The organism is Aureimonas sp. Leaf427 (assembly GCF_001425485.1).
Lineage (GTDB): Bacteria > Pseudomonadota > Alphaproteobacteria > Rhizobiales > Rhizobiaceae > Plantimonas.
Window position 1 is genome coordinate 422,462 of sequence record NZ_LMQW01000001.1, and the last position, 13,507, is coordinate 435,968.

General features: G+C 69.2%; 12 protein-coding genes. 9 read left to right on the forward strand and 3 right to left on the reverse strand.

Features of this window, described 5'->3' with window-relative positions; translation table 11 throughout:
• Positions 1 to 62 precede the first annotated feature (62 nt).
• The gene (locus ASG62_RS01800; RefSeq protein ID WP_156381917.1) at positions 63 to 650 is read left to right on the forward strand and encodes a MarR family winged helix-turn-helix transcriptional regulator; all 588 of its coding nucleotides are present in this window, start codon (positions 63 to 65) and stop codon (positions 648 to 650) included.
• Entirely contained in the window at positions 643 to 1,359 is a 717-nt protein-coding gene (locus ASG62_RS01805; RefSeq protein WP_056694383.1) for a haloacid dehalogenase type II, read from the forward strand. The genes ASG62_RS01800 and ASG62_RS01805 overlap by 8 nt, the downstream gene beginning before the upstream one ends.
• Positions 1,360 to 1,456: 97 nt before the next feature.
• On the opposite strand, the gene ASG62_RS01810 is transcribed toward ASG62_RS01805, so the two are convergent.
• The 3 genes from ASG62_RS01810 to ASG62_RS01820 all read right to left on the reverse strand — a co-directional run bounded on the left by ASG62_RS01810 (position 1,457) and on the right by ASG62_RS01820 (position 4,485).
• Entirely contained in the window at positions 1,457 to 2,956 is a 1,500-nt protein-coding gene (locus tag ASG62_RS01810; RefSeq protein WP_056694382.1) for a tripartite tricarboxylate transporter permease, read from the reverse strand.
• A 10-nt stretch (positions 2,957 to 2,966) separates the two neighbouring features.
• Positions 2,967 to 3,440: a tripartite tricarboxylate transporter TctB family protein gene (locus ASG62_RS01815; RefSeq protein ID WP_056694380.1), complete on the reverse strand. Its 474-nt coding sequence runs from the start codon at positions 3,438 to 3,440 to the stop codon at positions 2,967 to 2,969.
• A gap of 64 nt (positions 3,441 to 3,504) precedes the next feature.
• On the reverse strand, positions 3,505 to 4,485 hold the full coding sequence (locus ASG62_RS01820) for a Bug family tripartite tricarboxylate transporter substrate binding protein (RefSeq protein ID WP_056694378.1): 981 nt from the start codon (positions 4,483 to 4,485) through the stop codon (positions 3,505 to 3,507).
• Between the two features lie 368 nt (positions 4,486 to 4,853).
• On the opposite strand from ASG62_RS01820, the gene ASG62_RS01825 reads away from it, so the two are divergent.
• The 7 genes from ASG62_RS01825 (at position 4,854) to ASG62_RS25210 (ending at position 13,403) form a co-directional block, all read left to right on the forward strand.
• Complete coding sequence (locus ASG62_RS01825; RefSeq protein WP_056694376.1) at positions 4,854 to 6,332, forward strand: sugar ABC transporter ATP-binding protein; 1,479 nt, start codon at positions 4,854 to 4,856, stop codon at positions 6,330 to 6,332.
• A gap of 74 nt (positions 6,333 to 6,406) precedes the next feature.
• Complete coding sequence (locus ASG62_RS01830; RefSeq protein ID WP_413814167.1) at positions 6,407 to 7,411, forward strand: ABC transporter permease; 1,005 nt, start codon at positions 6,407 to 6,409, stop codon at positions 7,409 to 7,411.
• A gap of 109 nt (positions 7,412 to 7,520) precedes the next feature.
• On the forward strand, positions 7,521 to 8,504 hold the full coding sequence (locus ASG62_RS01835) for a substrate-binding domain-containing protein (RefSeq protein ID WP_056694372.1): 984 nt from the start codon (positions 7,521 to 7,523) through the stop codon (positions 8,502 to 8,504).
• 94 nt (positions 8,505 to 8,598) lie between these two features.
• Positions 8,599 to 9,372 carry a GolD/DthD family dehydrogenase gene (locus ASG62_RS01840; protein ID WP_056694370.1) on the forward strand — a complete coding sequence of 258 codons (774 nt, stop codon included), beginning with the start codon at positions 8,599 to 8,601 and terminating at the stop codon, positions 9,370 to 9,372.
• Positions 9,373 to 9,528: 156 nt separating this feature from the next.
• Complete coding sequence (locus ASG62_RS01845) at positions 9,529 to 10,524, forward strand: dihydroxyacetone kinase subunit DhaK (protein WP_056694368.1); 996 nt, start codon at positions 9,529 to 9,531, stop codon at positions 10,522 to 10,524.
• A 14-nt stretch (positions 10,525 to 10,538) separates the two neighbouring features.
• Positions 10,539 to 11,186, forward strand: coding sequence for a dihydroxyacetone kinase subunit DhaL (gene dhaL, locus ASG62_RS01850; RefSeq protein WP_056694366.1), 648 nt, complete (start codon positions 10,539 to 10,541; stop codon positions 11,184 to 11,186).
• Between the two features lie 105 nt (positions 11,187 to 11,291).
• The gene (locus tag ASG62_RS25210) at positions 11,292 to 13,403 is read left to right on the forward strand and encodes a bifunctional sugar-binding transcriptional regulator/dihydroxyacetone kinase subunit DhaK (protein WP_082537173.1); all 2,112 of its coding nucleotides are present in this window, start codon (positions 11,292 to 11,294) and stop codon (positions 13,401 to 13,403) included.
• Positions 13,404 to 13,507: the final 104 nt, after the last annotated feature.

Here is a 13,507-nt window from a genome sequence, read left to right on the forward strand (position 1 = left end):
CCCTTTGCAATGGTGCGGCCCTCAACTACCCTAACGGCATGCGCAAGACGGTAGATGACGAGATGATCGGCGAAGCGGGCTCTGAGGGCAGGTTCGAGGACTTGGTTCTGGTCTGCACCAACGACGCGCTGCGCCGCGCGACGCGGCAGCTCGGAATGCTCTACGACGAGACCTTCGCGCCGAGCGGTCTGAAGGCGACCCAGTTCGGGCTGCTGATCCGGATCGAGCAAGGGGCGGATGGAGAAGGCCCGACGCTCCAGACCGTCGCCGATCGTCTGGGCGTCGGCATTTCGGCTCTGACCCACGCCCTCCGCCCCCTCGTCCGCGACGATCTCGTGGCCCTGCAGCCGGATGCGCGCGACAAGCGCGCCAAGCGTGCGACCCTCACGCCCCTCGGCCACCAGAGGCTGCAGGAAGGCCGGCTTCTCTGGGCGGAGGCGCACCGGCGGGTCGAAACGCTGCTCGGCAGCGAAGGCGCGCAGCACTTGCGGACGCTGGCCGAGCGCCTCTCGTCGGACGCCTTCGCCTGCGCCTTCAAGGCCGAGCTATCCACGCAGGCCGGCGGACAAGCCGCGCCGACGGTGGTGGACCTCTCGGCGTCGCCCGACATGACCGAGCCGATGCCCGCGGAATCGAAGGCCGATGCCTGAGGTGAAGGCGCTTCTCTTCGACGTGTTCGGCACCGTGGTGGACTGGCGCGCCGGCGTCGCGCGCGGTCTCGCACCCTTTCTGGCCCGCCATGCCGTCGCGGCCGACGCCCATGCGCTCGCCGATGCCTGGCGCCGCCGCTATCAGCCCGCGATGGAAGAGGTCCGCAGCGGACGCCGGCCCTTCGTGAAGCTCGACACGCTCCACCGCGAGAACCTCCAGGAGGTTCTGCGCGAAATCGGGCTCGAGCCCTCCGCCGTCCCGCCGGACGAGATCGACGATCTCGTCCTGTCCTGGCATCGGCTCGATCCCTGGCCGGACGCGGTCGAGGGGCTGCGCCGCCTGAAGACCCGCCACATCGTGGCGCCGCTCTCGAACGGCAATGTCTCGCTGATGGTCGATCTCGCCAGATGGGGCGGCCTGCCCTGGGACGTCATTCTCGGCGCCGAGATCGCGGGCGCCTACAAGCCATCGCCGGAGGCCTATCTGCGCAGCGTGGCGCTTCTCGATCTGGCGCCGCACGAAGCCTGCCTCGTCGCCGCCCACAATGGCGACCTCGCCGCCGCCCGCGCCTGCGGCCTTCGCACGGCCTTCGTCCCCCGCCCGGGCGAGCACGGCCCCGGACAGACCGAGGACCTCCATCCCGAGGCGGACTGGGACATTGTCGCGCAAGATTTCGGCGCCCTCGCCGACCGCCTGGGCGCGCCGTAGCGCCGCGCCTCGCAGCCAAACACCCGACATGCAAACGACCCCGCTTGGGGGCCGTTTGCCATGCTTCCATCGAGAGAGTGGGGACCGTTCCGCCGCCTCAGTCTTCCTGCTGCTGGAAGCGCTCGAGCCCCTTGAGGATGAACGGCGCGATCAGCGCTAGGGCGGCGATGCCGAGCAGCGTGGCCGAGCCCGGATTCTCCAGGAGGATCATCGGATCGCCGAGGCTCATCTGGAGCGAGCGGCGCAGCTGCGCGTCGGCCATCGGCCCGAGGATCAGGCCGACGACGGCCGGTGCGACCGGATAGTCGTAGCGGCGCATGAAGAAGCCGATGAAGCCGAAGGCGACGAGGATGCCGAGTTCGACAGCCGAGGGATTGGCCGCGACCGTGCCCATGGCCGCGAAGACCAGGATGCCGGCATAGAGCCAGGGCAGCGGCACCGCGAGGAGACGCACCCAGAGCCCGATCAGCGGCAAGTTCAGGATCACCAGCATGACATTGGCGATGAAGAGGCTGGCGATGAGGCCCCAGACCAGATCCGGCGAGGTCGCGAAGAGGAGCGGACCCGGCTGGAGGCCGTATTGCTGGAAGCCGGCCAGCATGATCGCCGCGGTCGCCGAGGTCGGCAGGCCGAGCGTCAGGAGCGGCACGAGCGTGCCCGCGGCGGAGGCGTTGTTGGCGGCCTCCGGCCCCGCGACGCCCTCGATCGCACCATGGCCGAACTCTTCCGGGTTCTTCGACAGGCGGCGCTCGGTCGCGTAGGACAGGAAGGTCGGGATCTCGGCGCCGCCCGCGGGCAGCGCGCCGATGGGGAAGCCGAAGGCGGTGCCGCGCAGCCAGGGCTTCCACGACCGCTTCCAGTCCTCCTTGGTCATCCAGAGCGAGCCCTTGATCGGGATCGGCTTTTCCGGGCTGTGGAGATGGCGCGAGGCCACATAGAGCGCCTCGCCGATGGCGAAGAGACCGACGGCGAGCGTCGTCACTTCGATGCCGTCGAGAAGCTGCGGCACGCCGAAGGTCATGCGCGCCTGCCCCGTCAACTGATCGATGCCCATGAGGCCGAGCAGGAGACCGAAGGCGAGACTCGTGAGGCCCCGGAGCGGCGAGGAGCCGAAGGTCGCCGCCACCGTCACGAAGGCGAGGATCATCAGCGCGAAATAGTCCCAGGGACCGAAGCCGACCGCGATCTTGACGAGGAGGGGCGCCAGGAAGGCGAGGCCGAGCGTCGCGAGCGTGCCGGCGACGAAGGAGCCGATCGCAGCCGTGGCGAGTGCCGGGCCGCCGCGTCCCGCGCGCGCCATCCGGTTGCCTTCGAGCGCAGTGACGACCGAGGCGCTTTCACCCGGCGTGTTCAGAAGGATCGCGGTCGTCGACCCGCCATACATGCCGCCATAGTAGATGCCGGCGAACATGATGATCGAGCCGCCGGGATCGAGCTTGAAGGTGACCGGCAGGAGCAGCGCGACGGTCAGCGCCGGGCCGATGCCGGGCAGGACGCCGACGAGCGTGCCGAGCAGGACGCCGATCGTGGCGAAGAGGAGGTTGGTCGGCTCGAGGGCGACCAGAAAGCCGTTGCCGAGGGCGAAGAAGGACTCCATCGCGGGCGCCTCAGAGAAGCCGCTCGAGCGGGCCCTGCGGCAGGGTCAGCGAGAGAAGGTTGTTGAAGAGGAGGAAGACGACGAAGGCGATGGCGAAGCCGATCGCCATGTCCGTCGGGAAGGCGCGGCGGCCGAAGGCGCGCGCGGTCATCGCGAAGAGCAGCATGGCGCCGAGAATGAACCCGCCGCCGAGCGCGATGACGGCGATCAGCGCGAAGAGCCCGCCGGCGACCCAGCCGAAGCCTTTCCAGTCCGCCTCGTCCGGCACGGGCAGTCCGCCGCGGAAGGCGGTGACGAAATGGGCGAGCGCGAGGCCCCCGAAGAAGACGACGAGCACGCGCGGCATGGCGGTCGGCCCGATCCCGTAGGTCGCGCCCTTCGACATGTGGCTCGCATCGTAGAAGATCAGCGCGGCCACACCCAGGAGGATGAGGCCGATGATCGCGGCGGGGCGGTCGAAGGACCGCGTCTTCACTGTCGGCATCTCGGCCTCCCCCCAGATAAGGAAACGGCGCGGAATGCCATCCCGCGCCGCTTCTCGATTCGTGTCAGTCGGCGAGGCCGATGGTCTTCAGGACGTCGTGGACGCGGGTGTTCTCGGACGTGACGAACGTCGCGAACTCGTCCGCGTTCGCATAGTAGTCGCTCCAGCCGCGCGCCTTCAGCACCTCGGCCCACTCCGGCGACTTCACGGCCTTCTCGACGACGCCGGACAGCTTGGCCTTGTCCTCGGCCGAGATGTTGGGGCCGGCGAAGAGGCCGCGCCAGTTCACGACCTCGACGTCGATGCCCTGCTCCTTCAGCGTGGGAACGTCGACGCCGGCGAAACGCTCGGGCGAGGAGACCGCGAGCGCGCGAAGATCGCCCGACTTGATCTGGCCCTCGAACTCGCCATAGCCGGAAATGCCCGCCGTGACGCGCCCGCCGAGCATGGCGGCCAGCGCCTCGCCGCCGCCGGAAAAGGCGACGTAGTTGATCTGCGCAGGATCAGCCCCGGCGGCCTTGGCGAAGAGCGCGGCGAGGATGTGGTCGGCACCGCCCGCCGAGCCGCCGGCCCAGAGCGTGCCCGCCGTGTTGTCCTTCACCGCCTTGGCGAGATCCTGAATGGTCTTCAGCTCGGAATCCTTCGGCACCACGATGACGAGCGGATCGCCCGTGAGGCGCGCAAGCGGCGTGACCTGAGAGAGATTGACCGGCGACTTGTTGGAGATGATCGCGCCGACCATCACGAGGCCGCCGACCATCACGTCGCTGCCGCTGCCGTCGGCGGAGTTGACGAACTGGGCGAGGCCCACCGTTCCGCCGGCGCCGGCGACGTTCGTCACCTGCACGCTGCGCACGGCGCCGGTCTGCGTCAGAACCTGCTGGAGCGAGCGGGCGGCGGAATCCCAGCCGCCGCCGGCCGCGGCGGGCGCCAGGATCTTCAGCTCCGGCAGGACCTCCTGCGCGAAGGCCGAGAGCGGGGTCGACGCCAAGAGGGCGGCCGCACCGAAGGCCGCGATGACACGGCGGCGATTGAGTTCGAACATGCGAGATCCTCCCGAGGATGGTCCGGTCGGCCGACCTCCCGCCGGCCCTTCATTCCCGACCTTCTAGAGACAGGACAAACCGGTGCCAATGCCGGAAAGCGCCCATCCCCTCATGATTTAGGCCTATGCGATCGAGGATTGCATTGGAAGAGACGCGAAAGCAACGCCTCGGCCGCCCGGATCGGCCCGATTCCGGGAATCGCGGACGGCGCCGATCCACAGCCTCGGAGCCGTCCGCCAAGCTTATGGTTGACATATGTCGGGCAGGCGTCGAAACTTGTCGAATTGAGCGCGGGCCTTCGGGAGAGGACGGCGCCAGACATCGCAGCGTCGGCTCAGCCGGCGCGCCGTCCGGGAGGGTCGGTCATTTGGAATCCTTGCTGAAGGTCGAGGGGCTGAAGAAGTCCTTCGGCGGCGTTGCCGCCCTTCGAGACGGGCGTTTCGAGCTGGCGCCGGGCTCGGTCCATGCGCTGTGCGGCGGCAACGGCGCGGGCAAGTCCACCTTCCTCTCGATCGTCATGGGCATTCAGAAGCGCGACGCCGGCACGATCTGGCGGCGCGGGCGCGAGGTCGAGTTCGCCAGCCCCGCCGAGGCGCTGGCCTCCGGCATCGCGATCATCGAGCAGGAGCTGAGCCCGGTTCCGCACATGACCGTCGCCGAGAACATCTATCTCGGCCGCGAGCCCTCCGGCCGCTTCGGCGGCATCGACTTCAAGGCCATGAACCGCGCGGCGCAGGACGTGCTCGACGATCTCGAATTCGACATCCACGCGGACCAGCCGATGGCGCGCCTCTCGGTCGCGCAGATGCAGCTCGTCGAGATCGCCAAGGCGCTCAGCCACGACGCCGAAGTGATCTTCATGGACGAGCCGACCTCGGCCATCGGCGAGCGCGAGGCCCAGCACCTCTTCTCCGCCATTGAGCGGCTGAAGGCCCAGGGGCGCGGCATCGTCTACGTCTCGCACCGCCTGTCGGAAATCTTCCAGATCGCCGACAGCTTCACGGTCTTTCGCGACGGCGCCTATGTCGAGAGCGGCGCGCTGAAGGACGTGGCGCGGCCCGATCTCATCCGCATGATCGTCGGACGCGAGCTCGGCGAGGAGTACATCAAGACCAACGCACCCACCGAGACCGTCGGCCTCGAGGTCGAGAAGCTCGGCAGCCGCGGCAAGATCGAGGACATTTCCTTCCAAGTCCGCAAGGGCGAGATCCTCGGCATCTACGGCCTGATGGGCTCCGGCCGCACGGAGATTTTCGACTGCCTCTTCGGCCTCGACCGCCGCGCGGAGGGGCGCATCCTTCTGGAGGGACGGGAGGTCGCCATCGCCAAGCCCGCCGACGCGATGCGCGAAGGGCTTGCCCTCGTCACCGAGGATCGCAAGCAGACCGGCCTCAACCTCTCCGACAGCGTGCGCGGCAATATCGCGCTGGCGAGCCTGCCGGAGATGAGCCCGGCCTTCGTCATGCGCGGGCGCGACGAGGCCGAGGCGAGCCGCTCGATGATCGAGCGCTTCGCCATCAAGGCCGCGCGCGACACGATGCCGGTCTCGGGCCTTTCGGGCGGAAACCAGCAGAAGGTCGTGCTCGGCAAGTGGTTTCTGCGCAACCCGCGCGTGCTCCTTCTCGACGAGCCGACGCGCGGCGTCGATGTCGGCGCCAAGCGCGAGATCTACCGGGTCATCTGCGACTTCGCGGCCGGCGGCGGCACCGTCGTCATGATCTCGTCGGAGATCGACGAGGTGCTCGGGCTGAGCGACCGCATTCTGGTGATGCGGGCGGGGCGCTCGGCCGGCATCCTCGACCGCGCCGAGGCGAGCGCCCAGTCGCTCGTCCATCTTTCGACCTGACGCTTCGATCGCCGCGCCTCCCGCGAAGGGAGCAGCGCCGGCAGACTTCATCCGACATGCAGCGGGAGACAAGCGTGTCCAATATCGAAACCAAGGCCGGACCGGGCTGGCTCGGCGCCGAGAGGCGCCGCCTCCTGATCCAGGAATACGGCATCTTTCTCGCCTTCCTGATCCTCGTCGTCATCCTCGCCTTTTCCAACGAGTATTTCCTGACCGCGGGCAATATCTCGAACGTCCTCCTGCAGACCTCGATCAACGGCATCCTCGCGATCGGCATGACCTTCGTGATCCTGACGCGCGGCATCGATCTCTCGGTCGGCTCCGTCGTGGCGCTGGCGGGCATGGTCAGTGCCAGCTTCGTCACGACCTCGGCGACGGCCGGCGTCGCGGGCGGGCCCTATCCGGTGATCCTGGCGCTCGCCATCGGCATTCTCGTCGGCGTGGCGAGCGGCGCGATCGTCGGGCTCATCGTCTCGCGCTTCTCCGTCCCCGCCTTCGTCGCGACGCTCGGCATGCTCTCGGCGGCGCGCGGGATGACGCTGATCTACGGCGGCGGCAAGCCGGTGCCGGGCCTCGTGCCCGCCTTCCGCTGGATCGGCACGGGCAACGTCTTCGGCATTCCGATGCCGGTCGTCATCCTCGCCGCCGTCTTCGCTCTGTCCTGGTGGGTCCTGACGCGCACGCGCTTCGGCCGCTACATCTATGCCGTCGGCGGCAATCCGCATGCGGCCAAGACGTCCGGCATCGACGTCGGGCGCATCCGCTTCCTCGTCTACGTCATTTCCGGAGCGCTCTCGGGCCTTGCCGGCATGATCCTTTCGGCGCGCACGGGCTCGGCCCTGCCCCAGGCCGGCATCGCCTACGAGCTCGACGCGATCGCGGCCGTCGTCATCGGCGGAACCAGCCTGTCCGGCGGCGTCGGCCGCGTCACGGGAACGCTGATCGGCGCGCTCATCATCGGCGTGATGAACAACGGGCTCGATCTCCTCGGCATGCAATCCTACTACCAGCAGATCCTGAAGGGCGCCCTCATCGTCGGCGCGGTCATGCTGGACCAGAAGCGAAATCACGGCGGCTGAACCCAAAGGGTTCGCGCGCCGCGACGCATTCGGGCCGGCGGGGAGCCGGCCGGAAACACCGGGAGCCGCCATGACGGCGGCACCCGATTCAACGGGAGGACTGACATCCATGAAGAAGCTCATGCTCGCATTCGCGATGGCCTCGGCGCTCTACGCGCCCTCCGCCATCGCCCAGGAGAAGCTGAAGATCGGCGCGACCGTCTACGGCCTCAACGCCGAGTTCATGCAGATCTGGACCGCGGCGCTCCAGAAGCACCCGGCGGTGGCCAGCGGCGAAGTCGAAGTGACCGTGTTCGACGGCCGCTACGACGCGCTCGTCCAGCAGGAACAGTTCAACACGATGATCACGCAGAAGTATAACGCGATCATCTTCGTGCCCATGGACGTGGAAGCCGGCGCCGCCCCCGTCCAGGCCGCCGTCGATGCCGGCATTCCGGTCGTCGGCTCCAACGCCCGCGTCAATTCCGACGTGCTCACCGCCTATGTCGGCTCCAACGACGTCGAGGCCGGCGAGCTGGAGGCCAAGGCCGTGCTCGACAAGCTCGGCTGCAAGGGCAACATCGTCATCATCGAGGGCCCGATCGGCCAGTCCGGCCAGATCCAGCGCCTCGAAGGCAACCAGAAGGCGCTCGCCAACTGCCCCGACGTGAAGGTGCTGGAGCAGCAGACCGGCAACTGGTCCAGAGCCGAGGCGCAGACGCTGATGGAGAACTGGCTGACCTCGCATCCCGGCCAGATCAACGGCGTGATCGGCCAGAACGACGAGATGGCGCTCGGCGCGATCGAGGCGATCAAGGCGGCCGGCCTCAAGGTCGAGGACTTCGCCATCGCCGGCGTCGATGGCGTGACGGATGCGATCACGGCGGTGAAGGAAGGCCAGATGGCCTCGATCCTGCAGGACGCGAACGCCCAGGCGCAAGGCGCGCTCGACATCGCCATCAAGGCCGCCAAGCCCGACTACGAGCCGCAGTCCCCCATCTGGAAGCAGTATCCCTCCATGCAATGGGCGGACGGCAAGGCCAAGGACTACCTCGTTCCCTGGACCCCCGTGACGACCGCCAACGCGGACCAGCTCCTCGAATCCCGCAAGTAAGAGCTAAAGCGCGGGGCGGCCCGTCCGCCCCGCACCCTCTCCCCCCTCCGACCAAGGCGCATCCGCGCCCGACACGTTCAAGGACGGCACCGACATGAGCGACAGCGCACCCACGGTGGATCTCGACTTCTCGCTGGCCGGCAAGGTGGCCCTCGTCACCGGCGGCGGCTCCGGCATCGGCGCGGCCATCGCCTCGGCCTATGCCAGGAAGGGCGCCAGGGTCGCCGTCCTCGACATCCAGACCGACCTCGCCGAAGCCCATGCGCGCTCGATCGGCGGCGGCGCCAAGGCCTTCCGCTGCGACGTCTCCGACAAGGCCTCCGTCGATGCGGCCGTCGCCGGCGTGGTGGAGGATTTCGAGCGGATCGACATCGCGGTGAACAGCGCTGGCATCGTCGCGCTCGCCCCGGCCGAGGATCTCGGCCTCGACGCCTGGACGAAGACCATCGCCATCAACCTCACCGGCACGTTCCTCGTCTGCCAGGCCGTCGGCCGCGTGATGATCGCGGCGGGCCGGGGCGGCAAGATCGTCAACCTCGCCTCGCAGGCCGGCACGGTGGCGATCGACGAGCACGCGGCCTACTGCGCCTCGAAGTTCGGCGTCATCGGCCTGACGAAGACGCTCGCCGCCGAATGGGGCCGCCACAAGATCACCGTCAATTCCATTTCGCCGACGATCGTCCTCACCGATCTCGGCCGCAAGGCCTGGGCCGGCGAGAAGGGCGAGGCCGCCAAGGCCCGCATTCCGATGGGCCGCTTCGCCTATCCGGAAGAGATCGCCGCCTCCGCCGTGTTCCTCGCCTCCAACGGCGCCGACATGATCAACGGGGCCGACCTCCTCGTCGACGGCGGCTACACGATCCTCTGAGACCGACGGCCGAGGATGCCGACGCATCCGGCCGTTGAAGACATTGCGAATGTCTCAGCTTCATCAGAGGCTTGAGCCATCCGCAAACGGAATGCCGCAAGTCGTTTTCAATGCCTCTCGTATGACCTCTCCCCTTCCAGCGCCCGGGATTCCATCATGCAGCGTTTCATCAACAATCCCGACGAGGTCGTCGAGGACACCGTCAAGGGCTTCGTGAAGGCCCACCGGGACCTCGTGCGCCTTTCGGAGCGCAACCCGCGCGTCGTCGCCTCCGCCTTCGCCCCCGTCTCCGGCAAGGTCGGCGTCGTGACGGGCGGCGGATCGGGCCACGAGCCCGCCTTCATCGGCTATACCGGCCGCAACATGCTGGACGCGGTGGCCGTCGGCGAACTCTTCTCCTCGCCGACCGCCCGCAGCTTCCACGACGCGATCAAGGAAGCCGACGGCGGCGCGGGCGTCGTCTGCCTCTACGGCAATTATGCCGGCGACAACATGAACGTGAAGATGGCGAAGAAGCTCGCCGAGAAGGACGGGATCGCGGTCGCGACCGTCGTCGCCAACGACGACGTCTGCTCGGCCGGGCCGGAGGAGCGCGAGAAGCGCCGGGGCGTGGCGGGCGAGATCTTCCTCTGGAAGATCGGCGGCGCGAAGGCCGCGGAGGGCGCGTCCCTCGAAGAGGTCCGCGCCACCGCCCAGCGCGCGATCGACGCCTGCCGCTCCATCGGCGTCGGCCTCGGCCCCTGCACCCTGCCGGCCGTCGGCCACCCCAACTTCCAGATCGAGCCTGGCACGATGGAGGTCGGCATCGGCCATCACGGCGAGCCCGGCATCCGCGTGGAGCCTTTGAAGACGGCCGCCGAGGTGGCGCGCGACATGGCGAAGATCGTCCTCGACGACCACGCCCTGCCCGCGGGCACCGAGGTCGCCGTCCTCGTCTCGGGCCTCGGCGCGACGCCGCTGAACGAGCTCTACATTCTGAACGACACGATCGAGACCGAGATCGTCGCGCGCGGCCTTTCGATCCACCGCACCTATGTCGGCAACTACTTCACCTCGCTGGAAATGGTCGGCGCGACGCTGACGGTTCTGGCCCTCGACGACGAGCTGAAGCGCCTCTTGGATGCCGAGGCGCGCTGCCCGGCCATGGCATGACCGGGGAAACCACCATGCAGCACCTTCCCAATGCCGGCTCCGGCGGCATCGTCACCGCGATGGCCGAGCGGATCGTCGCCAACAAGGCCTATCTCTCCGAGATCGACGGCAAGATCGGCGACGGCGACCACGGCGTGAACATGGCCAAGGGCTTCGGCATGGCCGCCGAGCGCCTCGCCGGCAAGGACGCCTCGCTGGGGCAAGCCTTCGCGGCCTTGAGCGAAGTCCTGATGGGCGAGATCGGCGGCTCCATGGGGCCGCTCTACGGCATGATGTTCACTGAATTCTCCGATGCGATCGAGGGCAAGGACGCGATCGATCCGCAGACCTTCGGCGCCATGCTGCGCGCGGGGCTGGAGGGCGTGCAGTCCATCGGCTCGGCCAAGCTCGGCGACAAGACCATGCTCGACGCCTTCATTCCCGCCAGCGAGGCCTTCGACGCGACGATCGAAAGCGGCGCCTCCTTCGCCGATGCGCTCGCCGCGATGGAGTCCGCCGCCGAGACCGGCCGTGATTCCACGATCGATCTCGTGGCGAAGATCGGCCGCGCCGCCCGGCTCGGCGAGCGCTCGCGCGGCGTGCTCGATGCAGGCGCCACCTCCTGCGCGCTGATCCTGAAGACGCTCGGCGAGGGCGCCGCGAGCCGGCTGACCGATGGCTGAACGCCGGCGCGGAGCCCGGCGGAAGGCTTGACGCGGGGCGGCCGGGCCGGTTTCTGAAGCGAGCCGCTCGAGCCTTCGAGCCGGAGGAGCACCACGCTGGCCAAGATCGTCGCAGGGGAGAAGGTCGAAGCCGCGCCGGCGCCGGCCAGGAGCCGGTCCAGGACGGCCGGCGGCGATGCGGCCGGGTCGGTCCCGCTGCGCTTCGGCGACGATCCGCAGCTCTGGGCCTCCTGGCTCTACTACGAGGACGGCCTCACCCAGAACGAGATCGCCGAGGCCATGGGCCTGTCGCGCGCCACGGTCAACGCGACGCTGGCCGAGGCACGCGAGCGCGGCGTCGTCACGATCGCCATCGATCCGCAGAGCCTCTCCGCGCTCGACCTCGCGGAAGGCGTGAAGCGCCATTTCGGCCTCTTCGACTGTCTCGTCGTGCCGAGCGGCGGCCCGCCTGGACAGCTCATCGAACGGCTCGGCACCGCCGGGGGCCTTGCGCTCCGCCGCTTCGTGCGCTCGGGCGACACGGTCGCGGTCGCCTGGGGGCGCACGGTCCTCGCCATCGCCCGCGCGCTGCGCATTCCCGGCCTGCAGGATGTCCGCGTCGTGCAGGCGACGGGCGCCATGGCCTCCGGCGCGCCCTTCTCGCCGGAGCTTTGCGCAGGCGCCCTGGCCGAGGCGCTCGGCGCCTCGCATGTGCCCATCACCGCGCCGAGCGTCGTCTCGTCGGCCGCCATGCGCGACATGCTGCTCGCCGAGCCCCTTCTGCAGGCGCAGTTCGCCGCGCTGGACGGCGCGAACCGGGCGGTCTTCGGCATCTCCTCGCTCCGGCCGAACTCCACGATCCAGTCGAGCGGCCTCTTCGATTCCGTCTCGATCCAGGACTATCTCGCGCGCAATGCCGTCGGCGTCGTCGCCGGCCGCTTCGTCAACGCGCAGGGCAAGCCCGTCGCCGGCCCGCTCGACGAGCGCACGATCGGCCTCTCGCTGGAAAAGCTGCGCACCATCGAGCGGCGGATCGCGGTGGCCGGCGGCTTCGACAAGGTCCCGGCCATCCTCGCGGCCCTGCGCGGCGGCCTCGCCGACGTTCTGGTGACGGATGCCGCGACCGCCAAGGGCCTGCTCGACGCAGACGGCGCGGCGCCCCTCCCCGCGCGCCGGCCGAACCGGGCGCCCCTGCCCACGAGCCCTCCCGTCGAGGCCGGCTCGACGCGCCGGCAGGTCAAGAAGTTCCTGAACGATCCGAACGACGTCGTGGACGAGATGCTGGACGGGGCGCTGCGCGCGCACCGCCGGCACATCGCCCTCGTGCCCGGCACGCACCGCGCGGTGATGGCGCGGGAGACGCCCGCGCCCGGTCAGGTCGCGCTCGTCGTCGGCGGCGGGTCCGGCCACGAGCCCTGCTTCCTCGGCTATGTCGGGTCGGGACTGGCGGCGGCGGCGGTCGTCGGCAACATCTTCTCCTGCCCGCCGCCGGACCCGATCCTGAAGGCGGCGCAAGCGGTCTCGACCGGGAAAGGCGTCCTCTTCGTCTACGGCAACTATGCCGGCGACACGATGAACTTCGAGATGGCCGCCGATCTCGCAACGGAAGCCGGCCTTGCCGTGCGCACGGTGGTCACGACCGACGACGTCGCCTCCTCCTCCCCGGAGGATCGGGACGGGCGCCGGGGCGTCGCGGGCAATGTCTTCGTCTTCAAGGTGGCGGGCGCGGCCTGCGCGGCCGGCCTCTCGCTCGACGACTGCGCCCGGCTCGCCGCCAAGGCCAACCGGCGGTCCTATACGATGGGCGTCGCGCTGGAGCCCTGCTCGATGCCCCAGAGCCGGCGCACCAGCTTCGCGCTCGGACCCGACGACATGGAGGTCGGCGTCGGCATCCATGGCGAGCCCGGCGTCGCGCGCGAGCCCCTGCGCCCCGCCGATTCCGTGGTCGACGCCATGATGGACCGCATCCTCGGCGAGATGCCGTCGAAATCGGGCGACCGGGTCGCCGTCCTCGTCAACTCCTTCGGCGGCACGCCGCTGATGGAGCTCTACGTCCTCTATCGCCGCGTCGAGCAGCGCCTCGCCGCGCGCGGCGTCGCGGTCGAGCGGAGCCTCATTGGGCACTACTGCACCGCGCTCGACATGACGGGCGCCTCGATCTCGCTCCTCCATCTCGACGAGGAGCTGACGCGCCTTCTCGACGCGCCCTGCGACGCGCCCTTCCTGCGGATCGGGTAAGAGGCCTTTACGCCGGACGAAGTCCGGCAAGAGGCTCAAGCGCCGCTCGGGCTTGGCATACGTTTCCACCGGGATTCTCCCGGTGGAGACGTATGGCCCTTGCG